The 21,848-nt window shown below is 63.7% G+C and carries 22 protein-coding genes; 10 read left to right on the forward strand and 12 right to left on the reverse strand.

Going from position 1 to position 21,848, the window contains the following annotated elements:
* The first annotated feature begins 3 nt into the window (after window positions 1–3).
* From H3H39_RS18420 to H3H39_RS18440, 5 genes are all read left to right on the forward strand, one after another.
* Window positions 4–798, forward strand: coding sequence for an ATP-binding cassette domain-containing protein (locus tag H3H39_RS18420; RefSeq protein ID WP_220459833.1), 795 nt, complete (start codon window positions 4–6; stop codon window positions 796–798).
* Window positions 791–1,243 carry an RbsD/FucU family protein gene (locus tag H3H39_RS18425; RefSeq protein WP_182155209.1) on the forward strand — a complete coding sequence of 151 codons (453 nt, stop codon included), beginning with the start codon at window positions 791–793 and terminating at the stop codon, window positions 1,241–1,243. Before H3H39_RS18420 ends, H3H39_RS18425 begins: the two co-directional genes overlap by 8 nt.
* Window positions 1,240–2,493: an ROK family transcriptional regulator gene (locus H3H39_RS18430; RefSeq protein ID WP_229218126.1), complete on the forward strand. Its 1,254-nt coding sequence runs from the start codon at window positions 1,240–1,242 to the stop codon at window positions 2,491–2,493. The genes H3H39_RS18425 and H3H39_RS18430 overlap by 4 nt, the downstream gene beginning before the upstream one ends.
* A gap of 54 nt (window positions 2,494–2,547) precedes the next feature.
* Window positions 2,548–3,498, forward strand: a complete 951-nt coding sequence (locus H3H39_RS18435) for a PfkB family carbohydrate kinase (RefSeq protein ID WP_182155211.1) — start codon at window positions 2,548–2,550, stop codon at window positions 3,496–3,498.
* A gap of 143 nt (window positions 3,499–3,641) precedes the next feature.
* The gene (locus H3H39_RS18440) at window positions 3,642–5,783 is read left to right on the forward strand and encodes a TonB-dependent receptor plug domain-containing protein (RefSeq protein WP_182155213.1); all 2,142 of its coding nucleotides are present in this window, start codon (window positions 3,642–3,644) and stop codon (window positions 5,781–5,783) included.
* Window positions 5,784–5,866: 83 nt separating this feature from the next.
* Here the strand turns inward: H3H39_RS18440 and H3H39_RS18445 are convergent, their stop codons facing one another.
* Both H3H39_RS18445 and H3H39_RS18450 read right to left on the reverse strand, forming a co-directional pair.
* Entirely contained in the window at window positions 5,867–6,667 is an 801-nt protein-coding gene (locus H3H39_RS18445) for a PhzF family protein (RefSeq protein ID WP_182155215.1), read from the reverse strand.
* Window positions 6,668–6,741: 74 nt separating this feature from the next.
* Window positions 6,742–7,569 carry an SDR family NAD(P)-dependent oxidoreductase gene (locus H3H39_RS18450; protein ID WP_182155217.1) on the reverse strand — a complete coding sequence of 276 codons (828 nt, stop codon included), beginning with the start codon at window positions 7,567–7,569 and terminating at the stop codon, window positions 6,742–6,744.
* Between the two features lie 108 nt (window positions 7,570–7,677).
* Here H3H39_RS18450 and H3H39_RS18455 point away from each other — a divergent pair, with 108 nt between their 5' ends.
* A complete protein-coding gene (locus H3H39_RS18455) occupies window positions 7,678–8,055 on the forward strand; it encodes a MerR family transcriptional regulator (RefSeq protein ID WP_182155218.1) in 378 nt (125 codons plus the stop codon).
* A 51-nt stretch (window positions 8,056–8,106) separates the two neighbouring features.
* Here H3H39_RS18455 and H3H39_RS18460 read toward each other — a convergent pair whose 3' ends face one another.
* The 9 genes from H3H39_RS18460 to H3H39_RS18500 form a co-directional block, all read right to left on the reverse strand.
* A complete protein-coding gene (locus tag H3H39_RS18460) occupies window positions 8,107–8,397 on the reverse strand; it encodes a hypothetical protein (RefSeq protein WP_182155220.1) in 291 nt (96 codons plus the stop codon).
* Window positions 8,398–8,484: 87 nt separating this feature from the next.
* Window positions 8,485–9,189 (reverse strand): DUF6058 family natural product biosynthesis protein, encoded by a 705-nt coding sequence (locus H3H39_RS18465; protein ID WP_182155222.1) that lies wholly within the window; start codon window positions 9,187–9,189, stop codon window positions 8,485–8,487.
* A gap of 143 nt (window positions 9,190–9,332) precedes the next feature.
* Window positions 9,333–10,637 carry a citrate synthase gene (gene gltA, locus H3H39_RS18470; RefSeq protein WP_182155223.1) on the reverse strand — a complete coding sequence of 435 codons (1,305 nt, stop codon included), beginning with the start codon at window positions 10,635–10,637 and terminating at the stop codon, window positions 9,333–9,335.
* 103 nt (window positions 10,638–10,740) lie between these two features.
* Complete coding sequence (locus H3H39_RS18475; protein WP_182155225.1) at window positions 10,741–11,022, reverse strand: FAD assembly factor SdhE; 282 nt, start codon at window positions 11,020–11,022, stop codon at window positions 10,741–10,743.
* 78 nt (window positions 11,023–11,100) lie between these two features.
* Window positions 11,101–11,811 carry a succinate dehydrogenase iron-sulfur subunit gene (locus H3H39_RS18480; protein ID WP_182155227.1) on the reverse strand — a complete coding sequence of 237 codons (711 nt, stop codon included), beginning with the start codon at window positions 11,809–11,811 and terminating at the stop codon, window positions 11,101–11,103.
* Between the two features lie 10 nt (window positions 11,812–11,821).
* On the reverse strand, window positions 11,822–13,600 hold the full coding sequence (gene sdhA, locus H3H39_RS18485) for a succinate dehydrogenase flavoprotein subunit (protein WP_182155229.1): 1,779 nt from the start codon (window positions 13,598–13,600) through the stop codon (window positions 11,822–11,824).
* Window positions 13,601–13,602: 2 nt separating this feature from the next.
* On the reverse strand, window positions 13,603–13,968 hold the full coding sequence (gene sdhD / locus H3H39_RS18490; protein WP_182155231.1) for a succinate dehydrogenase, hydrophobic membrane anchor protein: 366 nt from the start codon (window positions 13,966–13,968) through the stop codon (window positions 13,603–13,605).
* Window positions 13,968–14,390, reverse strand: a complete 423-nt coding sequence (gene sdhC, locus H3H39_RS18495) for a succinate dehydrogenase, cytochrome b556 subunit (RefSeq protein ID WP_182155233.1) — start codon at window positions 14,388–14,390, stop codon at window positions 13,968–13,970. The genes sdhD and sdhC overlap by 1 nt, the downstream gene beginning before the upstream one ends.
* 247 nt (window positions 14,391–14,637) lie before the next feature.
* Window positions 14,638–15,447: a GntR family transcriptional regulator gene (locus H3H39_RS18500; RefSeq protein ID WP_182155235.1), complete on the reverse strand. Its 810-nt coding sequence runs from the start codon at window positions 15,445–15,447 to the stop codon at window positions 14,638–14,640.
* A 344-nt stretch (window positions 15,448–15,791) separates the two neighbouring features.
* On the opposite strand from H3H39_RS18500, the gene H3H39_RS18505 reads away from it, so the two are divergent.
* The 4 genes from H3H39_RS18505 to acnA all read left to right on the forward strand — a co-directional run bounded on the left by H3H39_RS18505 (window position 15,792) and on the right by acnA (window position 21,174).
* Window positions 15,792–16,781, forward strand: coding sequence for a malate dehydrogenase (locus tag H3H39_RS18505; protein WP_182155237.1), 990 nt, complete (start codon window positions 15,792–15,794; stop codon window positions 16,779–16,781).
* Between the two features lie 111 nt (window positions 16,782–16,892).
* Entirely contained in the window at window positions 16,893–17,894 is a 1,002-nt protein-coding gene (locus tag H3H39_RS18510; RefSeq protein ID WP_182155238.1) for an HpcH/HpaI aldolase/citrate lyase family protein, read from the forward strand.
* Between the two features lie 2 nt (window positions 17,895–17,896).
* Window positions 17,897–18,370, forward strand: coding sequence for a hypothetical protein (locus H3H39_RS18515; protein ID WP_182155240.1), 474 nt, complete (start codon window positions 17,897–17,899; stop codon window positions 18,368–18,370).
* Between the two features lie 92 nt (window positions 18,371–18,462).
* Entirely contained in the window at window positions 18,463–21,174 is a 2,712-nt protein-coding gene (gene acnA / locus H3H39_RS18520) for an aconitate hydratase AcnA (RefSeq protein ID WP_182155242.1), read from the forward strand.
* 71 nt (window positions 21,175–21,245) lie between these two features.
* Here acnA and H3H39_RS18525 read toward each other — a convergent pair whose 3' ends face one another.
* Entirely contained in the window at window positions 21,246–21,827 is a 582-nt protein-coding gene (locus tag H3H39_RS18525; RefSeq protein WP_182155244.1) for a ferritin-like domain-containing protein, read from the reverse strand.
* Window positions 21,828–21,848: the final 21 nt, after the last annotated feature.

Here is a 21,848-nt window from a genome sequence, read left to right on the forward strand (position 1 = left end):
ATCATGACCGCAACGATACCCGCGACCATCTTCCAGGCACGCGGCCTGGTCAAACGCTACGGCGGCGTGACCGCGCTGGACGGCACCGACTTCGACTTGCGCGCCGGTGAAATCCTGGCCGTGATCGGCGACAACGGCGCCGGCAAATCCTCGCTGATCAAGGCCCTGTCGGGCGCCGTGATCCCGGACGAAGGCCAGCTGACGCTCGATGGCGAGCCAGTGCGCTTCAAGTCCCCCATCGACGCGCGCCGCCACGGCATCGAAACCGTGTACCAGGACCTGGCCGTGGCGCCGGCCATGACCATCGCGGAAAACCTGTTCCTGGGCCGCGAGATCCTGCGCCCCGGCCTGCTGGGCCGCTGGCTGCGCCTGATCGACAAGAAGCGCATGCTGGCCGAAGCCGTGGGCCACATGCAGGATTTGAAGATCGGCATCCGCTCCATGAAGCAGGCAGTGGGCACGCTGTCGGGCGGCCAGCGCCAGGGTGTGGCCGTGGCGCGCAGCACGGCGTTCGCCAAGCACGTGGTGATCCTGGACGAGCCGACGGCCGCGCTGGGCGTCAAGGAAGGCAATATGGTGCTGGAACTGATACGGCGCGTGCGCGACCGCGGCCTGCCCGTGATCCTCATCAGCCACAACATGCCGCACGTGTTCGAGATCGCCGACCGCATCCACATCCAGCGGCTGGGCAAGCGCGTGGCCGTGGTCGATCCCAAGCACATCAGCATGTCCGACACGGTGGCCGTGATGACGGGCGCCAAGGACCCGAAGGATTTACCGGAGCAGGCTCATGCTTAAAGGTATCGATCCCCTGCTCAGCCCCGAGCTGCTCAAGGTGCTGGCCGAGATGGGCCATGGCGACGCCGTGGTGCTGGTGGACGCCAACTTTACGGCCACCACGCTGGGACGGGGCAAACCGGTGATCCGCCTGCCGGGCGTGGACCTGGCGCGCGCCGCCAGCGCCGTGCTGTCCGTGTTCCCGCTCGACCTGGCCGAACGGCCGGTGGACTTCATGGCCGTCTGCGGCCAGCCCGAAGGCTACCGCACGCCGCTGCAGCAGGACATGCTGGCCCTGTGCCAGCGGGCCGGCGACGCGCTGCCGGAACAGTGCGAAGCGGTGGAGCGGTTCGCGTTCTACGAGCGCGTCAAGCAAGCCTACGCCATCGTGCAAACGGGCGAGCTGCAACCGTACGCCAACTTCCTGTTCCGCAAAGGCGTGCTGACGGGAGCGCAGCCAGCATGATGAACTTGTCCCAGGCCGCCGCCGCGCCGTCCGACGCCAGCATCTGGCTGCGTCCGCGCGGCTCCAACCAGAGCGGCATGGGACAGTTCAACGAACGGGTGGTGCTGCAGGCGATCCGGCTGAATGGCAGCCTGGCCAAGGCCGACCTGGCGCGGCTCACGCACCTGAGCACCCAGACCGTCTCGCTCATCATCAACCGCCTGCTGGAACAGGGACTGGTGCTCAAGCGCGCGCCGCAACGGGGCAAGGTGGGACAACCGTCCGTGCCCATGATGCTCAATCCCGATGGCGCCTACTTCATCGGCATCAAGATCGGCCGCCGCAGCCTGGATCTGCTGCTGATCGACTTTCATGGCGACGTGCGGGCGCGCCGCGCCCTCACCTACCGCTATCCCGACCCGCAACTGCTGTTCGGCCAGATCGCCACCTTGCAGCGCGAGCTGCTGGACCAACTGGGGCCGCTACGGGCCGCGCGCCTGGCCGGCATCGGCGTGGCCGCGCCGCTGGGCCTGGGCGGCTGGCAAGCCTTGCTGGGCAGCGCCCCGGCGCAGGCCGGCCAGTGGGAACGGCTCGACATCCGCGCCGAAATCCAGGCCGTGAGCGCGGTGCCGGTGGTGTTCGCCAAGGACACCATGGCCGCCTGCGTGGCCGAACTGGTGGCGGGGCGGGGCCGCAGCATCGGCAGCTATTTGTACATTTTCGTCGGCACCTTCATCGGCGGCGGCCTGGTGCTCGACAGCGCCGTGCATGCCGGCTTGTCCGGCAATGCCGGCGCGCTCGGTTCCATGCCGCTGCAACTGGCGCCGGGCGCCGGCGCGCCGCCCGAACAGATGCTGAGCACCGCTTCGCTATTCAGCCTGGAACAGCTGTACGCGGCGGCCAGCCTGGACGAAACGGCCGCCTACGACGCGCGCGCCATGGCGCAACCATGGCTGACTCACACGGAAGCGTGGCTGGACGACGCCGCCCGCGCCATCGCGCTGGCCGTCAGCAACGGCACCTGCCTGCTGGATTTGGACGAAGTGGTGCTGGACGGCTCCAGCCACCCCACCCTGCTGGCGCGGCTGCTGGAACAAACGCGGCAGGCATTGGAACGCTATAGCTGGGAAGGCGTGCGCCAGCCCACGCTGCGCGGTGGCGTCATCGGCGCGGACGCGCGCGCCATCGGCGCCGCGCTGTTGCCGCTGCATGCCAACTTCGCGCCCGACCGCGAACTGTTTTTGAAATTGCTGCACACGGCCGCCCCCTGAGCAGCGGCCGCGCCCATCACCACCCAACGACAACGATATACTCAGGAGAGAACCATGATAGTGACCTACGGCGAAGCGCTGGTGGACATGATAGAAATGCCGGACGGCCGCTTTGGCGCCGCCCTCGGCGGCGCCGTATGCAACTTCACGCTGGCCAGCGCACGCCAGGCGCTGGCGGTGACGTATCTGAACCCGCTGTCGGTGGACAGCTTCGGCAATGGCTTCGCGCGCATGCTGGACCAGGCCCACGTACGCCTGGGCAGCCCGGTGCGCAGCGCCCGCCCCACCTCGCTGGCCATCGTCACGCTGGACGAGAACAAGTCGCCCAGCTACGCCTTCCACCGCCAGGGCGTGGCCGACCGCGACATCACGCCCGCGCAGGCCCGCGCCGCGCTGCCCGCGGGCGTGCGGCTGTTCCACACGGGTGGCCTGGCGCTGGTGCCGGAAGACCTGGACGCGACGCTGGAGATCGTGGCCGCCGCCGCCGAAGCGGGCGCGCTGATCTCGATCGACGCCAACATGCGTCCGCTGGCCTGCGACAACCTGCCCGCCTACGCGGCCGGCGTGCGGCGCGCGCTGCGCCAGGCGCACCTGATCAAGGTCAGCGAAGAAGACCTGGTGCACCTGGGCCTGACGGCGCAGCCGCCGCTGGAAGCGGCCCGCACGCTGCTGGACTTGCCCCAGGTGGAGCTGATCGCGCTGACGCTGGGCGCCGACGGCGCCATCCTGCTGTCGCGCGACGCCACGATCGCCCTGCCCGCGCCAGCCGGGATCGCGGTACGCGACACGGTCGGCTGCGGCGACTGCTTCCTGGCCGGCCTGGTGGCCGCGCTGGCCGCGCAGGAAAGCCTGTCGGCCGCCGCGCTGGCCGACGCCGGCGAGGAAACGCTGCGGCCGGCCCTGGGGCGCGCCATCGCCAGCGCCAGCCTGAACGCCATGCGCGAAGGCTGCAATCCACCCACGGCGGACGAGGTGGCGGGCTTCATCGCGCGCGCCGAAGCTTAAGGGCAGTGGGCGGCCCAAATAGCAAGAGGCAGCGCATCAAGCGTAGCGCCGGCGGGAAAGCCTGAGGTAAATTGACAACAGCCATTTGTTGAAATGCCCACGCCCGTGTATTGTGGTGCTATCCCGGTTGTAAGACTAGCAAAATGAAACTGTCCCCTCCCCTGCACGCCACAGGCCCGCGCCTGGCCGGCAACAGCCTCCCCTGGCTGACCGCCCTGCTGGTCCTGGCATGCCCCCCCCTGGCGTCAGGGGCATCGCAGCCGGAGGACGAAGACGCGGCCCTGTATGGCATGGACCGCTCCGCCATCAGCCTGGCGACCGGCTCCGAGCAGTCGCTGCGGCGCGCGCCGGCGGTGGCATCCGTGATCACGGCCGTGGATATCGCCGCCATGGGCGCGACCGACCTGAATCAGGTGCTGGAGACGGTGGCCGGCATCCACGTCACGCGCGGGGCGACGCTGTACGCGTCCAACTACATCATCCGCGGCATCGGCGCCGGCGGCGTCACCAATCCACAGGTGCTGGTCCTGCTCAACGGCCTGCGGATGAACACCGACTTCGGCGGCGATAAAGGCAATATGTGGATCAGCATGCCGCTGACCAACGTGGCGCGCATCGAAGTCATCCGCGGTCCCGGTTCGGCGCTGTACGGGGCCGACGCCTTCGCCGGCGTCGTCAACATCATCACCAAGACGCCGGAACAGATGCCGGGACTGCGCGTGGGCGCCCGGGCCGGCACGTTGCGGTCGAGTGACGCGTGGCTCGAGTACGGCCACAAGCAGGAGCAACTGGCCGTCGCCGCCTATCTGGAAGTGGGCCGCACCGACGGTACGGACCAGGTGGTCGAGGCCGACGCGCAAACCCTGAACGACCGCCGCTTCGGCACGCATGTCAGCAAGGCCCCCGGTTCCATCAACGCCGGCTACCATGCCGTGGACGGCGCGCTCGACCTGACCTACCAGCGCTGGCGCTGGCGCAGCAACCTCAAATGGCGCGGCGACGTGGGCATCGGCCTGGGCGCCAATTCGGCGCTGGACCCCGACCACAAAGCCCGCAGCGGCTTCGCGCTGAGCGAACTGGCGTGGACCGCGCCCGACTTTTCCGATACCTGGAGCGTGGGCGGCTCGCTCAGCTATATGTTCTTCACGGAACAGACACCGGACGGTTTGGGCTTGTTCCCGGCCGGCGCGCGCATCGGCCCCAGCTTTTTCCCCAACGGCATGATCGGCGGCCCCGGCCGCTGGGAACGCAATCTGCGCGGCACCGCCTACGCCACTTACAGCGGCTGGCGGGGGCACGCGCTGCGCCTGGGGGCGGGCCATGATGACCAGAACCTGTACCAGGTCAGCACCATGAAGAACTTCCTGCTCAGTCCAGCGGGCTTGCCGATACCGACCGGTCCGGTGATCGACTATGGCGCCATCCAGCCGCACATCCAGCCCCAGCGGCGCACCAACAACTATGCCTACCTGCAGGACGAATGGCAGTTCGCGCCCGATTGGGCGTTGACGGCCGGCGTACGGCACGACCATTTTTCCGACTTCGGCGGCACCACCAATCCGCGCCTGGCACTGGTGTGGGACGCCGACCTGAACCTGACGGTCAAGCTGCTCCATGGCCGCGCTTTCCGCTCGCCCAGCTTTAACGAGCAGCGCGGCATTAACCCGGTCAACATGGGTAATCCAGAGGTACGTCCGGAGACCATCGCCACCACGGAAGCGGCGCTGACATGGCAGGCGCGCCCCGACCTGTCGGCCAACCTCAGCCTGTTCCGCTATGCGATGAAAGACCTGATCCGTTCCGTGGCGAACCCGGCGCCCGCGCCCGGCGCCAGCTACCAGAACAGCGGCAGCGTGAACGGCAATGGCGGCGAGATCGAGCTGACCTGGGAGCTGGCCCAGGACCTGCGCTGGCTGGCCAACTACGCGCGCCAGAATGCGCGCGACCAGGCCACGGGCCAGGACCCGGGCTATGCGCCGCGCCACCACGCCAATACCCGCCTGGACTGGAGTGTAAGCCCGGGCTGGCGTCTCACACCGCAATTGAACTGGGTGGCCGGCCGCCGCCGCGCGGCAGGCGACGCGCGCGCGCCTGTGGCGAACTACCGCACCGTGGACGCCACGCTCACGTGCCAGCTGGCGCACGGCTGGACCCTGTCGGCCACGGTAAACAATCTGTTCAACGCCGACGCGCGCGAACCGAGCCTGGCGCCCGGCCTGGCACTGCCGTTCGACATCCCGGTATCGCCGCGCACTTTCACGCTCCAGGCCAGCATCAAACTTTGACTCGTGGCGGTGGCTGCGCATCAATCCCCGCCCATGCTTGCACGCGCCTGACGTGTAGTGGCCCGGGACGCGGCGACAAGCGCTTAATCGCCAACCGGGACTTCAATTGTGCCTTCGAGATACTGGACGGCGTGGCCGCTCACGAAGACATGGTCGGCTTCGACACTGCAATGCAGCAATCCCCCGCGGTGCGAAGCCTGTAGCGCCACGAGTTCGCGCTTGCCGAGACGCTCAGCCCAGATCGGTGCCAGCGCCGCGTGGATCGACCCCGTCACCGGGTCTTCGTCGCCGCCATTCGCGGGCCAGAAGTAACGCGAGACAAAATCATGCTGATGACCAGGCGCCGTCACGACGACATCGCGTGGACCTAGCGTCTTCAACTGGTCGGATGCCGACACGAGCGCGTGTATATCCTGCTCGCTCTCGTAGATGGCGACATAGGCCTGTTGATTGACCAGCACTTCCTTCGGCGGGATCGACAATCCTTGCAGCAGCGCTTGCGGCACGGCGGTGACGGGCTCGGAATGCCGGCGTGGGAAGCGCATTTTAATGCGACCGTCTGCCTCGTGCCAGACGGTCAATGTGCCGACCGAGTTCGCGGCAAATGTGATCGAGTCAGCGGCGTCACGACGGAAGATGACGTACGCGGCGGCAAGGGTTGCATGGCCGCAAAAATCGATTTCCGTGATCGGCGAGAACCAGCGTATCTCGTAGGCCCCTTCGGCGTTCCGAACAAAGAACGCCGTTTCCGACACGTTGTTCTCGGAGGCGATCGATTGCATCAACTGCTTGGGCAGCCACTGGTCGAGTGGTATGACGGCCGCGTAATTGCCTCTGAATATCTCGTTAGTGAAAGCATCCACTTGGTAGATCGGTAGCTTCATCGTATTGTGCCCCTTCGAATAGAGGTGGTGGCCGATCTTATCGGCCTCATCAATATTTGTACAGCGACCGCACGCTAGGCCTTGCTCCCGCCCGGCACCAGCCCCTGGGCGTCTCTCGGCCTGAGGATTTTCTCGACCAGTCGCGCCGACGTCTCGCGGCTCAACAGTCGCTGCAAATTGGCAAGCAGACGGTTCTGGGTCCCAACAATCCGATAGCTCCGGTTGCGATCCAGCGCCCACAAGGCATCCTGCACCACAGCCGCGACAGGCATCGGCGTGCCGACAGCCGCCTCCTTGGCGCCAACGACGTCGAAAAAGGCCGTTTGCGTCGCCCCGGGACACAAGGCGACGACGCGGACGCCGCGCTGCCGGTTCTCCGCCCAAACGGCTTCCGAGAACGACAAAAGGAAGGCCTTGCTTGCGCCGTAGATGGCCATATAAGGATCGGGCTGGAATGCGGCGGTCGACGCGACGTTGATGACCGCGCCATCGGAACGCGCCTGCATCCCCGGCAGCAGAAGATGCGTGAGTTCGATCGCGGCCATGCAATTCACCAGCACTTCATCGCGTTGGCGCGCCCACGGAACCGTTTCGAAGCGGCCGTAGGCAGCAAAGCCCGCATTATTGATCAGTACATCCACGATACTGCCGGTTTCCTTCAGGTGGCGATCGATCGTCTGTATGGCGCCGGTTGCGCTCAGGTCGACCGTCAGGAAATCGGCGTCGCACGCATAGTCGCGTCGCAGTTCCGCCGCCAGATCGTGCAGCTTGTCGTGAGAGCGCGCGACCAGCAGCAGGCGCGCACCCCGTTCGGCCAACGCATAAGCGAACGCGCGCCCGATGCCCGACGATGCGCCCGTGATAAGCGCTGTTTTTCCGTGAAAATTGAAACGATTTTTCATAAAGTCCGCTCATGTAGTGGAAGGTGAGCTGGAGTCTAAACCGTCGACCATAGGCAACGGTCAAGGCTAGGTTTAGAATGGCGGCGCACAACATTGAAAGGAGACGGCATGCGCATCGGCGAACTATGCAAGCGGGCCGGCGTTTCGCACGATACCGTGCGCTTTTACGAACGTACCGGGCTGCTGGACAAGGCGACACAACCGCACACGACAAATACCTACAAGCACTATTCCGAACGCTCGTTACAGCGGATACGGCTGATCGTCCACGCGAAGGCGTTGGGCTTCACGCTTGCGGAAATTGGCGACGTCATTCATGTGTGGGACAGTCCCACGTTCGGTATCGCGAAAAAGGTCGAGTGCCTGCAAGCGAAGCTCACGGAACTCGACGAGAAGAGCCGCGCGCTGGCCACGCTGCGCGCAGGGCTGCTCAACGCGCTGGCCAAAGTTGGCGGCGATTGTACCGAAGAAGATATCGCATGGTGAGGCACTGTTGGCGAGGGCGTCTCAGATTGGCTCGGGCGACATCACTCCACGTTACGAGTGGCATGGCGGTAATGACGCTGCATAGTCACCCGCCTCCAATTGTTCGATCCACGCATCCACTTCCGCGCCAGTTACGTGCAAGCCGGTTGCCTGATAGTGCGCCAACGATTTCATTCCATCATCAATGAAGGCTTGCCGTTGCTCAGCGCGCAGCAGGTAGAGATGCAACGCCTGTTCGACAATTTCATCAACACTGGTGCCGAGCCGGCTGGCAGCGTCAGCAACCTTCCGCGCAACCGGGGCTGCAAGCGAAATTCGTAATGGTTCGTCCGACATATCCATGGCTTGCTCCTTCAATTCACTCTTAGCTATCTTACTCCGCTGGCGAGGGGTTCGCGTCGTCCGCAACCGCCGGCCAACCGACGATCATCAAGCGGCCAATCCGACCCGGATGCGCGCCGCCAGGTTCTCCACCAGCCGCTTGCGGCTGCTCACCGGGTATTCGATAGGCGAGAACGGCATGGCGCTGTCGGCAAATTCGTCGATCAAGTCCAGCATGACCAGCGCCTCGTCGGCTGAATAAGCGAACCGGGTTCCGTTCGTGCTCAGCGCGGTGAGCTTTTCCTGCAGCACCTCCTTGCGCGCTATCGCCCCTTCCGACACGGGATTGGCCACGCACAAGCCAAAGGTGCCGTGCATGAAATGCGCCCAGATGCTTTGCATGCGCTTGGCGATACCTTCGGCGAGCACCGTGCCATCCTCGGCGAAGCAGTCAGGCAGGCGCCAGGTCGAAGCGTTCAACTCGGCCAGCGCCGCCTGCATCTGATCAGCGAATCTGGCTCGCAGCGCAACGCCGGCTTGCTCCCGTCCCACTTTGGCGATGACTTGCATGGCCCGCTCCACCCAGACCGTGGTCGCCGGATGAAAGTAACTGCCATCCTTCGCCCCGCTGGTTGCCATCTCGCCAAACACGTAGGATTTCAGCGCGGTGCCGTTGGACACCACATACGAAGGACCAGGCACGAGCCGCTCACGCACCAGCGCAAGGAATTCCGCCACGGACAGCTGGGACGCATTCGCCATCTGCTCCGTATCGAAGAAATGCTGCGATAAATAAACATCCAATTCAGACATGCGGTGGCTCCCTCAGTGAACACAGGGAGTTATTTTATACTGTTTTTATATACAGTAGTATTCGAAAAGCGAAAATGGTGTCATGCCTTAAAATAAAAAAAGCGGGCCGCAGCCCGCTTTTTGTTCCAACCTGACAGCCTCGCTTACGCGCGCTTGTCGATCGGCAGTACTTCGCGCGTGGTCGAGCCGACGAACAGCTGACGTGGGCGGCCGATCTTCTGCTCTGGATCGGAGATCATTTCGTTCCACTGGGCGATCCAGCCGATGGTGCGGGCCATGGCGAAGATACCGGTGAACAGCGACACGGGGATGCCCAGCGCCGATTGCACGATGCCCGAGTAGAAGTCGACGTTCGGGTACAGCTTGCGCGACACGAAGTATTCGTCGTTCAGGGCGATCTTTTCCAGTTCCATGGCCAGCTTGAACAGCGGGTCGTCGTGCAGGCCCAGTTCGTTCAGCACTTCGTGGCAGGTTTCGCGCATCAGCTTGGCGCGTGGGTCGAAGTTCTTGTACACGCGGTGACCGAAGCCCATCAGCTTGACGCCGGAGTTCTTGTCCTTGACCTTGGCGATGAACTCGGGGATCTTGTCGACCGTGCCGATTTCTTTCAGCATGTTCAGGGCCGCTTCGTTGGCGCCGCCGTGGGCAGGGCCCCACAGGCAGGCGATACCGGCAGCGATACAGGCGAACGGGTTGGCGCCCGACGAACCGGACAGACGAACCGTCGAGGTCGAAGCGTTCTGCTCGTGATCCGCATGCAGGATCAGGATGCGGTCCAGGGCGCGCACCAGCACGTCGTTGACCTTGTATTCTTCGCATGGGTTGCCGAACATCATGCGCATGAAGTTGGCGCTGTACGACAGGTCGTTGCGTGGGTACACGAACGGCTGGCCGATCGAGTACTTGTACGACATGGCGACCAGGGTCGGCATCTTGGCGATCAGGCGGATGGCCGACACTTCGCGGTGGTGCGGGTCGTTGATGTCCAGCGAGTCGTGGTAGAACGAGGCCAGCGCGCCGACCGTACCCACCAGCACCGACATCGGGTGCGCGTCGCGACGGAAGCCGCGGAAGAAGAATTGCATCTGCTCGTGCACCATGGTGTGCTTGGAGACGGTGTCGACGAACTTCTTCTTCTGTTCGACGTTAGGCAGTTCGCCGTTCAGCAGCAGGTAGCACGATTCCATGAAGTCGGCGTTCACGGCCAGCTGTTCGATCGGGTAGCCGCGGTACAGCAGCTCGCCCTTGTCGCCGTCGATGTAGGTGATCGACGAGTTGCAGGCGGCGGTCGACATGAAGCCTGGGTCGTAGGTGAACTTGCCGGTGCCGGCGTACAGCTTGCGGATGTCGATCACGTCCGGGCCAACGGTGCCCTTGTAGATGGGGAAGTCGATCGATGGGCTGCCGTCGGAGAACGACAGAGTAGCTTTGTTGTCAGAGGTGTTCATGGACTCTTCCTTCTTGGAGAGATGGGGCAATTAAAAAAGGGCGTTAATTCTGGACATGCAGACCGGCGGGCGCCACATCGTGCGCGGCGTGACCGCTCAGCCGTCAAGCTTGGCGCAGACGTTGCAGCAGTGCATGCACATGCGGCAGGTCGACTTCGCCTTCCGGCTCTTTTCGAGCCAGCACCAGATCCATCAGGGCATTGTCCGACAAATCGAGGAGCCGCGTGAATGCGTCCACTTCCTCGTCGGTCAATTCGGTTTCATGCGCATCGAGAAAACGGGTCAGGATAAGATCGTTCTCCAGCAGGCCACGGCGGGCACGCCAGCGCAGGCGCGCGCGGTTGACCGGGTCGGACTGATGCGCAGCGGTATTCGATACTGTCATGTTGATTTCGCACCTTGCAGCGAGTACTACAGCGGGCGGCGGCCAGCGCCGCCCGCGAGGGAACCTGCCAGGCCGCGCTTAGATCGCGCGGCGTACCATCAATTCCTTGATCTTGCCGATCGCCTTGTTCGGGTTCAGACCCTTAGGGCAAACATCGACGCAGTTCATGATCGAGTGGCAGCGGAACAGGCGGTATGGATCTTCCAGGTTGTCCAGACGCGCGCCGGTGGCTTCGTCGCGCGAGTCGGCGATGAAGCGGTAGGCTTGCAGCAGGCCGGCCGGGCCGACGAACTTGTCCGGATTCCACCAGAACGACGGGCACGAGGTCGAGCAGCAAGCGCACAGGATGCACTCGTACAGGCCGTCGAGCTCTTCGCGCTCGGCGGGCGACTGCAGGCGCTCTTTCTCGGGCGGGATCGAGTCGTTGATCAGGAACGGCTTGATCGAGTCGTACTGCTTGAAGAACTGGGTCATGTCGACGATCAGGTCGCGGATCACGGGCAGGCCAGGCAGCGGACGCAGCACGATAGGCTCGGTCAGCTCGTTCAGGTTGGTGGTGCAGGCCAGGCCGTTCTTGCCGTTGATGTTCATGGCGTCCGAACCGCACACGCCTTCACGGCAGGAGCGGCGCAGGGCCAGCGAATCGTCCACGTCCGACTTGATGCGCTGCAGCGCGTCCAGCAGCATCTTGTCGGTGTCTTTCAGCTCGACCGTCAGGTCTTGCATGTAAGGCTTGCTGTCCTGGTCAGGATCGTAGCGGTAAATCTTGAATTTGAGAGTGCGTGCCATGTTCTGACCCTTAGAAAGTACGTGGTTTCGGTTTGAAGGTATCGACCGTCAGCGGCTTGGTGACCACTGGCTTGTATTCCAGGCGGTTGCCTTCCGAGAACCACAGGGTGTGTTTCATCCAGTTGTCGTCGTCGCGGTTAGGGAAATCGCTGTGCGCGTGGGCGCCGCGCGATTCCTTGCGGGCCACGGCCGAAGTGATGGTGGCCTTGGCCGTTTCGATCAGGTTGTCCAGTTCCAGCGCTTCCACGCGGGCGGTGTTGAACACCTTGGATTTGTCCTTGAACGAGACGTGCTTGCGGCGTTCGTCGAGCTTCATGATTTCGTCGTAACCCTGCTTCAGCAGGTCGTCGGTACGGAACACGCCGCAGTATTTCTGCATCGTGGCGCGGATGTCGTTGGCGACGCCCTGCACTTTTTCCGAGCCGGTCGAGGTTTCCAGCTTGTTCAGGCGGCCCATCGCGTAGTCGGCGGCATCCTTCGGCAGCGGTTTGTTTTCCTTCTGCTTCAGGTTCGACGCGACCACGTGATTGCCGGCCGCGCGGCCGAACACCACCAGGTCCAGCAGCGAGTTGGTGCCCAGGCGGTTGGCGCCGTGCACCGACACGCAGGCGCATTCGCCGATCGCGTACAGGCCGTTGACCACTTTCTGGCTGCCGTCGCCGGCCGGGGTGACGACCTGGCCGTGGATGTTGGTTGGAATACCGCCCATCTGGTAGTGGATGGTCGGCACGACTGGGATCGGTTCCTTGGTGGCGTCCACGTTGGCGAACTTGTGGCCGATTTCCAGGATCGATGGCAGACGCTTTTGAATCGTGTCGGCGCCGATGTGGCGCAGGTCCAGCATCACGTGATCCTTGTTCGGACCGCAGCCGCGGCCTTCCTTGATCTCCTGGTCCATCGAACGGGACACGAAGTCGCGTGGCGCCAGGTCTTTCAGGGTCGGTGCGTAGCGTTCCATGAAGCGCTCGCCTTCCGAGTTGATCAGGATACCGCCTTCGCCGCGCACACCTTCGGTGATCAAGACGCCCGCGCCGGCCACGCCGGTCGGGTGGAACTGCCAGAATTCCATGTCCTGCAGCGGCAGGCCGGCGCGCGCCGCCATGCCCATGCCGTCGCCGGTGTTGATGAAGGCGTTGGTGGAAGCGGCGAAGATACGGCCAGCGCCGCCGGTGGCGAAGATGGTGGTCTTCGCTTCCAGGATCATGCATTCGCCGGTTTCCATTTCCAGCGCGACCACGCCGACCACGTCGCCGTCGGCGTCGCGGATCAGGTCCAGCGCCATCCATTCAACGAAGAAGTGGGTGCGGGCGCGCACGTTGCGCTGGTACAGGGTGTGCAGCAGGGCGTGACCGGTACGGTCGGCCGCGGCGCAGGCGCGCTGCACGGCTTTTTCGCCGAAGTTGGCGGTGTGGCCGCCGAACGGACGCTGGTAAATGGTGCCGTCGGGGTTACGGTCGAACGGCATGCCGAAGTGTTCCAGCTCGTACACGACCTTCGGTGCTTCGCGGCACATGAATTCGATCGCGTCCTGGTCGCCCAGATAGTCGCCGCCCTTGACGGTGTCGAACATGTGCCAGAACCAGTTGTCCTCGGCCATGTTGCCCAGCGAGGCGCCGATACCGCCCTGCGCCGCCACGGTGTGCGAGCGGGTCGGGAACACTTTCGACAGCACCGCCACGTTCAAACCGGCTTCGGCCAGTTGCAGGGATGCGCGCATGCCGGAGCCGCCGGCGCCGACGATTACCGCGTCAAAGCGGCGGGTTGGGATTGCAGATTTGATTGCTGCCACGATTAGACACTCCAGAGAATTTGCACTGCGTAGAACGCGCACGCGATCAGCCACAGGATGGTGGCAATTTGCAGGGTCAGACGCAGACCGACGGCTTTGACGTAGTCCATCCAGATGTCGCGCACGCCAACCCAGGCGTGGTAGAACAGGCCGAACAGGGTCACGGCGCTGAACAGCTTGAACCATTGTTGGGCGAACAGGCCAGCCCAGCCTTCATAGCTGAAGTTGCTGCCGGTCAAGAAGGACACCAGCAGGGTGACGGTGTAGACCACCATCAGGATGCCGGTCATGCGCTGCGCCAGCCAGTCTTTCAGGCCGTAGCCCGCGCCCACGACGAGGCGCTTGGGGCCGATATTGTTATTTGCCATCAGAAAACTCCGAACAATTTGAGGGCGACCAGGGCGGTCAGGGACAGGCTCACTGCCAGCACGACAGCGGCCGAGTGGCGGGCCGACAGCTTGTCCAGGCCGAAGTGCAGGTCCATGAACAGGTGGCGCACGCCGGCGCAGAAGTGGTGCATATAACCCCAGACCAGGGCCAGGATGATCAGTTTGACGATCGGTTGCGAGGCGATGCCTTGCAGGTAGGCAAACGTCATTTCAGACAGCAGGCTTTGCTGCAGCAGGTAGAGCACGAAAGGCAGCAGGGCAAACATCATGAAGCCGCTGATGCGGTGCAGGATGGAGACGATGCTGGCTAAAGGCATACGGTAGTTGGACAATTCCGTAACGTGGATATTACGAAATTCGGGCCGTTCCTTTTTAGGCGCTTCCCTGACGGCTTCTGACATAACAAACCTCCCTTTGATCTTAGACAAAATGTTGCGAGACTGCGATTTTCGCTTATTTCGCAGCAACCACCAATATCTATTCCTACATATAACGAAAATAGTGTTTTAAAACACTGTCGGGCGGCCACCTTTGGTAGCTCATCGTATTATCAGTCCAGCAACACCTTGAATGACCGGCGCGGCTGGCTGGTTAGGCGCCGCGAACGGCGCCCCTGTCTCGATTCTGGTCGCTGGGTTCAGCTCATTCTTAGTTCAGCTCATTCTGGTAATGGTGGTGCGCCGTCAGGTACAAACCGCGCCGCAGCTCGACCGGCTTATCGCCGTAGGTGAATGACACCCGCTCGGCGCACAGCAAGGGCGTGCCCTCCGCGATCCCCAGCAGCTCGGCGGCGGCGCCGTCGGCGCACACGGCGCGGATCTTTTCTGCCGCCCGGATCATGCGGGTGCCGAATTCCGATTCGAACAGGCCGTACATGGGGCCCTTGTATTCCATCAGGCGTTCGGCCGTCAGGCCCTTGAAGGTTTGCCCCGGCAGCCACAATTCCTCGACGATGGTGGGCACGCCGTCAAAAGATTGCACGCGCTTGATAAAGATCAAGGCGTCGCCAGTCTTCAGGTCCAGCAGCCGGGCCACATCGGCCGGGGCGCGGATACGCTTGACTTCGATGATCTTGCTTTCCGGATAGTGCGGCACGCCCTCGTCGGGCATCAAGCGCAGGAAGCGGAAATGGGCGCGCGCCTCGTGGTGGGTGGACACGAACGTGCCCTTGCCCTGGCGCCGCATGACGAGGTTCTCGGCGGCCAGCTCGTCGATGGCCTTGCGCACGGTGCCCTGGCTGACCTTGAAACGGTTGGCCAGTTCCACCTCGCTGGGGATCAGCTCACCCGGCTTCCACTCGCCCGACTGCAGGCTTTGCGTGATAAGCGCCTTGATTTGCTGGTAAAGTGGCGAAAACGTGGGCGAACTGCCCGTTGCCGACGCCGGGCTCGCGGCCGGACTGGCCGTCCCGCTGGCGGCTGTGTTGTTCTGGTTTTGGTTGGGCGGGACGGGGTTCATAGACCACGATTTCACCACAAAACCCCCTATTCGTCCAGCAAAACCACTCCGAGTTATGTGTCTTATATAAGACATAAGATAGGATTGACAGATGCTTTCGACGCGCCTACACTCGCCAGGCTAGCGTTTTCAGGACCTGTGCCGACGCCCCCATCGACCCGGCCCAGGCATCCCGAAAAGCAACGCCCGACCGCCGCCATGCACAGCTGAACACCGCCAGGCACGGCAGCAACAATGGCCCCGTGAACGGCGCAGGTTTTGGTATCATTACTGTTTTCCCGGACCGGCGTCAGCTTGTCACCAGCTTAGACAGAACGTTTTCATTCCCAACTTGGAGATTCATCATGGCTAAAACCCCAATGCGTGTTGCAGTGACCGGCGCCGCCGGCCAGATCGGCTACGCCCTGCTGTTCCGTATCGCCAACGGCGACATGCTCGGCAAGGATCAACCTGTGATCCTGCAACTGCTGGAAATCAATGACGAGAAAGCCCAGAAAGCGCTGAAAGGCGTCATGATGGAAATCGACGACTGCGCGTTCCCGCTGCTGACCGGCATGACCGCCCACGCCGACCCAATGACCGCCTTCAAGGACGCCGACGTGGCCGTGCTGGTGGGCGCCCGTCCTCGTGGTCCAGGCATGGAACGCAAGGACCTGCTGGAAGCGAACGCCCAGATCTTCACGGTGCAAGGCAAGGCGCTGGACGCCGTCGCTTCGCGCAACGTGAAAGTGCTGGTGGTCGGCAACCCAGCCAACACCAACGCCTACATCGCCATGAAATCGGCCCCTTCGCTGCCAGCGAAGAACTTCACCGCCATGCTGCGCCTGGACCACAACCGCGCCCTGTCGCAAGTGGCCGCCAAGACCGGCACCGCCGTCAAGGACATCGAGAAGCTGTGCGTGTGGGGCAACCACTCGCCAACCATGTACGCTGATTACCGTTTCGCTTCCGTGGGCGGCAAATCGGTCAAGGACATGATCAACGACCAGGAATGGAACGCCAACACCTTCCTGCCAACCGTGGGCAAGCGCGGCGCCGCCATCATCGAAGCGCGCGGCCTGTCGTCGGCTGCTTCGGCCGCCAACGCCGCCATCGACCACGTGCACGACTGGGTACTGGGCACGGCCGGCAAGTGGACCACCATGGGTGTTCCTTCGGACGGTTCCTACGGCATCCCTGAAGGCACCGTGTTCGGTTTCCCTGTCACCACGGAAAACGGCGAATACAAGATCGTTCAAGGTCTGGAAATCGATGCATTCTCGCAAGAGCGCATCAACCTGACCCTGAAGGAACTGACCGAAGAGCGCGAAGGCGTCAAGCACCTGCTGCCGTAATGCTCTCCCGTGGACCCGGTTAAACAACCGATCCGCCGCACCCGCCGCGCCGCCCCGAGCGACGCGGCGGGTTTGCATTTAGACTCCCCTTCTTCCACTCCCCCCACCCGCATGCATCCATCCGAGGTTTTATTCCAGGGCAATCGCCAGCCGTTGTTGCTGCCCGTTTGCGACCATTACGCCGGCTCCGAAAAGCTGATGCGCAAGTCGATTGCTTTGCAACAAGAGCTTGGCCCCCTGTTCGACATCACCCTCGATTGCGAGGACGGCGCCAGCGCCGGCAACGAGGAGGCGCACGCGCGCCTGGTGGCCGAACTGCTCGCTTCCGACGACAACAAGTTCAACCGCATCGGCGCCCGCGTGCACGACGTGGCCAGCCCCCACTTCGCGCGCGACGTGGCCATCATCTGCGCCGCCGCCTCCAAGCTGGCCTATCTGGTCTTGCCCAAAGTCAACAGCGCGCGCGAAACCAAGGACGCCATCGCCCTCGTCAACCGCCACGCCAAGGCGGCCGGCCGCACCGGCCTGCCGATCCATGTGCTGATCGAAACCCACGGCGCGCTGCACGACGTGCACGCCATCGCCGCCCTGCCCCAGGTGGAATGCCTGTCGTTCGGCATCATGGACTTTGTCTCGGCCCACTACGGCGCCGTGCCCGGCAACGCCATGCGCACGCCCGGCCAGTTCGTGCACCCGCTGGTGGTGCGCGCCAAGCTGGAAATCGCCGCCGCCTGCCACGCCCACGGCAAGGTGCCGTCGCACAACGTGACGACGGAAATCAAGGACACGGCCGTGGTGGCCAACGACGCCCAGCGCGCGGCGGCCGAATTCGGCTACACCCGCATGTGGAGCATCCATCCGAGCCAGATCAAGCCCGTGATCAAGGCGTTTACGCCGCGGGTGTCGGAAGTGCACGAGGCGGCCGCCATCCTGCACGAGGCGGCCCAGGTGCAATGGGGGCCGATCTCGTTGAATGGACGCTTGCACGACCGTGCCAGCTACCGATATTATTGGACCGTTTTACAGCGAGCTAAACTGGCCGGGCTGACCCTGCCCGAGTCGGTCGCCGCCATGATCAACAATGGTCCCAGCGACCTTACGAAGGAGGCATAAACATGTCCATCTCTAAACTTTTCCTGGCATGCAGCCTCGCGCTGGCCTCCCTGACCCTGGCCACCAGTGCCCAGGCCGAAGTGAAAAAGCCCGCCAAGCACAAAGTCAGCAAGACCGAAGCGGCCGCGCCGAAAACCGGCGACGAGGATGCGGACGAACCGTCCGTCTCCGGCTCCACCGTGGTCGATTTCGATTGCGAACTGGGCAACAAGGTCACCCTGTACAAGAATGATGCCGACGACGGCCACATCGCGCTGCGCTGGAAAAAGCGCTTGCTGCGCCTGACCCGCGTGGGCACCACCACCGGCGCCCAGCGCTTCGAGAACAAGCTGCTGGGCCTGGTGTGGATCGGCATCCCCGCCAAGAGCATGCTGCTGGACTCCAAGGGCGGCCACCAGCTGGCCAACGAATGCCGCAACGCTGAACAAAGCAAGACCGTCGGCCTGGCCACGCCAGCCAACGACGCCAAGCTGTAATCCACGCCTTGAGCACTGGCGGCGCCAACTCTGGCGCCGCGCTGTACCTTTTTTTTGCGATCAATAATAGACGAACCCCCGAAGGAGAAGTCATGTCCCGCAACACTCTGAACACGCTGAAGGATTTCACCATTTCCGCCGGCAAGAAAGGCAAGTTCTACTCGCTGCCGGCCCTGGAAAAGAGCCTGGGCACCAACATTTCGCGCCTGCCGGTGTCGATCCGGGTGGTGCTGGAATCGGTGCTGCGCAACTGCGACGGCAAGAAGGTGACGGAAGAACACGTCAAGCAGCTGGCCAGCTGGGGCGCCACCGCCGAGCGCACCGATGAAATCCCCTTCGTCGTGGCCCGCGTGGTGCTGCAGGACTTCACCGGCGTGCCGCTGCTGGCCGACCTGGCCGCCATGCGCAACGTGGCCAACAAGATGGGCATCAACGCCAAGAAGATCGAACCGCTGGTGCCGGTCGACCTGGTGGTGGACCACTCGGTCACCATCGACCACTTCCGCGAAAAAGGCGCGCTGGACCTGAACATGAAGCTGGAATTCTCGCGCAACAACGAGCGCTACCAGTTCATGAAGTGGGGCATGCAAGCGTTCGACACCTTCGGCGTGGTGCCGCCGGGCTTCGGCATCGTGCACCAGGTCAACCTGGAATACCTGGCGCGCGGCGTGCACAAGGCCAATGACGGCGTCTACTACCCCGATACCCTGGTCGGCACCGACTCCCACACCACCATGATCAACGGCATCGGCGTGGTCGGCTGGGGCGTGGGCGGCATCGAGGCCGAAGCGGGCATGCTGGGCCAGCCAGTCTACTTCCTGACTCCGGACGTGATCGGCGTCAACCTGACGGGCGCGCTGCGCGAAGGCTGCACCGCCACCGACCTGGTGCTGACCATCACCGAACTGCTGCGCAAAGAGAAAGTCGTCGGCAAGTTCGTCGAATTCTTCGGCGAAGGTACGGAAACGCTGTCGCTGACCGACCGCGCCACCATCGCCAATATGGCCCCGGAATACGGCGCCACCATGGGCTTCTTCCCGGTGGACGACGCCACCGTCGAATACTTCGAAGGCACCGGCCGCACCAAGGCTGAAATCGACGCCTTCGCCAGCTACTTCAAGGCGCAGGGCCTGTACGGCGTGCCCAAAGCGGGCCAGATCGACTACACCCGCGTGGTGGAACTGAACCTGGGCAGCGTGACGCCATCGCTGGCCGGCCCCAAGCGCCCACAGGACCGTATCGAAATCGGCAACGTCAAGAACAACTTCATCGAACTGTTCTCCAAACCGACCACTGAAAATGGTTTCAACAAGAAGGCCGCCGACCTGGGCCAGACCTACACCACCAGCAATGGCGTGAACGTGAAGAACGGCGACGTGCTGATCGCCGCCATCACTTCCTGCACCAACACCTCCAATCCGAGCGTGCTGCTGGCCGCCGGCCTGCTGGCCAAGAAGGCCGTGGAAGCGGGCCTGACGGTGGCGCCGCACATCAAGACCTCGCTGGCCCCCGGCTCGCGCGTGGTGACCGAATACCTGACGGCCGCCAAGCTGCTGCCCTACCTGGAGCAACTGGGCTTCGGCGTCACCGCCTACGGCTGCACCACCTGCATCGGTAACGCCGGCGACCTGACCCCGGAACTGAACGCCACCATCAGCGCCAACGACATTGTGGCCTCGGCCGTGCTGTCGGGCAACCGCAACTTCGAAGCGCGCATCCACCCGAACATCCGTTCCAACTTCCTGGCCTCGCCACCGCTGGTGGTCGCCTACGCCATCGCCGGCAACATGACGGTGGACCTGATGACCGAGCCCGTGGGCAAGGGCAAGGACGGCAACGACGTCTACCTGGGCGACATCTGGCCCACCTCGGCCGAGATCGCCAAGTTGATGAAGTTCGCCATGAACTCGGAAGTGTTCAAGGCTAACTACGCCGACGTCAAGGGCAATCCGGGCAAGCTGTGGGAGAACGTATCCTCCACCGAAGGCCAGGTGTACAACTGGCCGGCCTCGACCTACATCGCCGAGCCGCCGTTCTTCGACGGCTTCGAGATGACCCCGAAAGCGGCCGCCACCGGCATCACGGGCGCGCGCGCGCTGGGCGTGTTCGGCGATTCGATCACCACCGACCACATCTCGCCGGCCGGTTCGATCAAGGAAGACGGCCCGGCCGGTAAATGGCTGCTGGCCAACGGCGTGACCAAGGCCGACTTCAACTCCTACGGCTCGCGCCGCGGCAACCACGAGATCATGATGCGCGGCACCTTTGCCAACGTGCGCATCAAGAACAAGATGATCCCGGCCAAGGCCGACGGTTCGGCCGTGGAAGGCGGCATCACGATCCACCAGCCATCCGGCGAACAGATGTCGATCTACGACGCGGCCATGAAGTACGTGGCCGAAGGCACGCCGACCATGGTGTTCGGCGGCGAAGAGTACGGCACCGGCTCGTCGCGCGACTGGGCCGCCAAGGGCACCCAGCTGCTGGGCGTGAAGGCCGTGATCACCCGTTCGTTCGAGCGCATCCACCGTTCCAACCTGGTGGGCATGGGCGTGCTGCCGCTGCAGTTCCTCGGCAGCGACAGTGTGGAATCGCTGGGCATCACCGGCAAGGAAACCTTCGACCTGAAGGGCCTGGAAGGCGAAATCAAGCCGCAACAGCAAGCCACGCTGGTGATCCACCGCGCCGACGGCTCGACCAGGGAAGTGCAGCTGCTGCTGCGCATCGACACCCCGATCGAAGTCGACTACTACAAGCACGGCGGCATCCTGCCATTCGTGCTGCGCCAGTTGCTGGTCGCCTGATCGGCGCCAGTCGCCACGTAAAAAACGCCGGATTCGTCCGGCGTTTTTTCGTTTGGGGGCAGCGTTTGGGATCAGCCCATGAAGGCGGCTGGCACCGGTTCCTCGCCCAGCGCGTTGCGCAGCACGGCCCAGTGCATGGCCTCGTCGCCGAGGATGCTGGCGGCAGCCTTGGCCAATTCGCGGTCGCGGAACAGCGGCACCGCGCCCAGGTAGGCGCTCACGGCGCCCTTCTCCAGCCCGGCGGCGAAACGCAGCACGTCCGTTTGGGTTTTCAGCGTATCGACCGGGAAGTTGTATTTGGCCTTGGCTTCCACCGGCTTGCCGCCCAGCTTGATGATGGTGGACGACAGGATGCCGGCGTGGGCCTTGTGGTGGCCCTGGAACGTGACGGCCAGGTCCAGCGTGGGCTTGAGCAGCAGGCCGCTGTCGGCGCCCAGCTGGTAGGCGGCCACCGCCTCCAGCTCCGCGCCCAGCGCCGTGTTGAGGATCTGGATGTCGGACGGGGTGGCGGCGCCCTTGGCTGCCAGCGCGTCGCGCCCGGCCAGCAGGGCCACGGCCGCCCCCGACAACAACAGGCCGGACTGGCCCAGGAACAGGCGCCGGGGCTTGGGCTGGGACAGCACATCGCCATCATGGTTGGTCAGAAAAGACATGGTGATTCTCCTTGGTGAACG

The organism is Rugamonas apoptosis (assembly GCF_014042355.1).
GTDB lineage: Bacteria > Pseudomonadota > Gammaproteobacteria > Burkholderiales > Burkholderiaceae_D > Rugamonas > Rugamonas apoptosis.

Excerpts from the sequence above, each read along its gene's own strand:
- gltA (WP_182155223.1), bottom strand. The coding sequence starts at position 10,637 with ATGAACACCTCTGACAACAAAGCTACTCTGTCGTTCTCCGACGGCAGC.
- H3H39_RS18425 (WP_182155209.1), top strand. The coding sequence starts at position 791 with ATGCTTAAAGGTATCGATCCCCTGCTCAGCCCCGAGCTGCTCAAGGTG.
- H3H39_RS18445 (WP_182155215.1), bottom strand. The coding sequence starts at position 6,667 with ATGAAGCTACCGATCTACCAAGTGGATGCTTTCACTAACGAGATATTC.
- H3H39_RS18450 (WP_182155217.1), bottom strand. The coding sequence starts at position 7,569 with ATGAAAAATCGTTTCAATTTTCACGGAAAAACAGCGCTTATCACGGGC.
- sdhC (WP_182155233.1), bottom strand. The coding sequence starts at position 14,390 with ATGTCAGAAGCCGTCAGGGAAGCGCCTAAAAAGGAACGGCCCGAATTT.
- H3H39_RS18435 (WP_182155211.1), top strand. The coding sequence starts at position 2,548 with ATGATAGTGACCTACGGCGAAGCGCTGGTGGACATGATAGAAATGCCG.
- H3H39_RS18480 (WP_182155227.1), bottom strand. The coding sequence starts at position 11,811 with ATGGCACGCACTCTCAAATTCAAGATTTACCGCTACGATCCTGACCAG.
- H3H39_RS18475 (WP_182155225.1), bottom strand. The coding sequence starts at position 11,022 with ATGACAGTATCGAATACCGCTGCGCATCAGTCCGACCCGGTCAACCGC.
- H3H39_RS18510 (WP_182155238.1), top strand. The coding sequence starts at position 16,893 with ATGCATCCATCCGAGGTTTTATTCCAGGGCAATCGCCAGCCGTTGTTG.
- H3H39_RS18515 (WP_182155240.1), top strand. The coding sequence starts at position 17,897 with ATGTCCATCTCTAAACTTTTCCTGGCATGCAGCCTCGCGCTGGCCTCC.
- H3H39_RS18440 (WP_182155213.1), top strand. The coding sequence starts at position 3,642 with ATGAAACTGTCCCCTCCCCTGCACGCCACAGGCCCGCGCCTGGCCGGC.
- H3H39_RS18460 (WP_182155220.1), bottom strand. The coding sequence starts at position 8,397 with ATGGATATGTCGGACGAACCATTACGAATTTCGCTTGCAGCCCCGGTT.
- acnA (WP_182155242.1), top strand. The coding sequence starts at position 18,463 with ATGTCCCGCAACACTCTGAACACGCTGAAGGATTTCACCATTTCCGCC.
- H3H39_RS18420 (WP_220459833.1), top strand. The coding sequence starts at position 4 with ATGACCGCAACGATACCCGCGACCATCTTCCAGGCACGCGGCCTGGTC.
- H3H39_RS18465 (WP_182155222.1), bottom strand. The coding sequence starts at position 9,189 with ATGTCTGAATTGGATGTTTATTTATCGCAGCATTTCTTCGATACGGAG.
- H3H39_RS18500 (WP_182155235.1), bottom strand. The coding sequence starts at position 15,447 with ATGAACCCCGTCCCGCCCAACCAAAACCAGAACAACACAGCCGCCAGC.
- H3H39_RS18505 (WP_182155237.1), top strand. The coding sequence starts at position 15,792 with ATGGCTAAAACCCCAATGCGTGTTGCAGTGACCGGCGCCGCCGGCCAG.
- sdhD (WP_182155231.1), bottom strand. The coding sequence starts at position 13,968 with ATGGCAAATAACAATATCGGCCCCAAGCGCCTCGTCGTGGGCGCGGGC.
- H3H39_RS18455 (WP_182155218.1), top strand. The coding sequence starts at position 7,678 with ATGCGCATCGGCGAACTATGCAAGCGGGCCGGCGTTTCGCACGATACC.
- H3H39_RS18430 (WP_229218126.1), top strand. The coding sequence starts at position 1,240 with ATGATGAACTTGTCCCAGGCCGCCGCCGCGCCGTCCGACGCCAGCATC.
- H3H39_RS18525 (WP_182155244.1), bottom strand. The coding sequence starts at position 21,827 with ATGTCTTTTCTGACCAACCATGATGGCGATGTGCTGTCCCAGCCCAAG.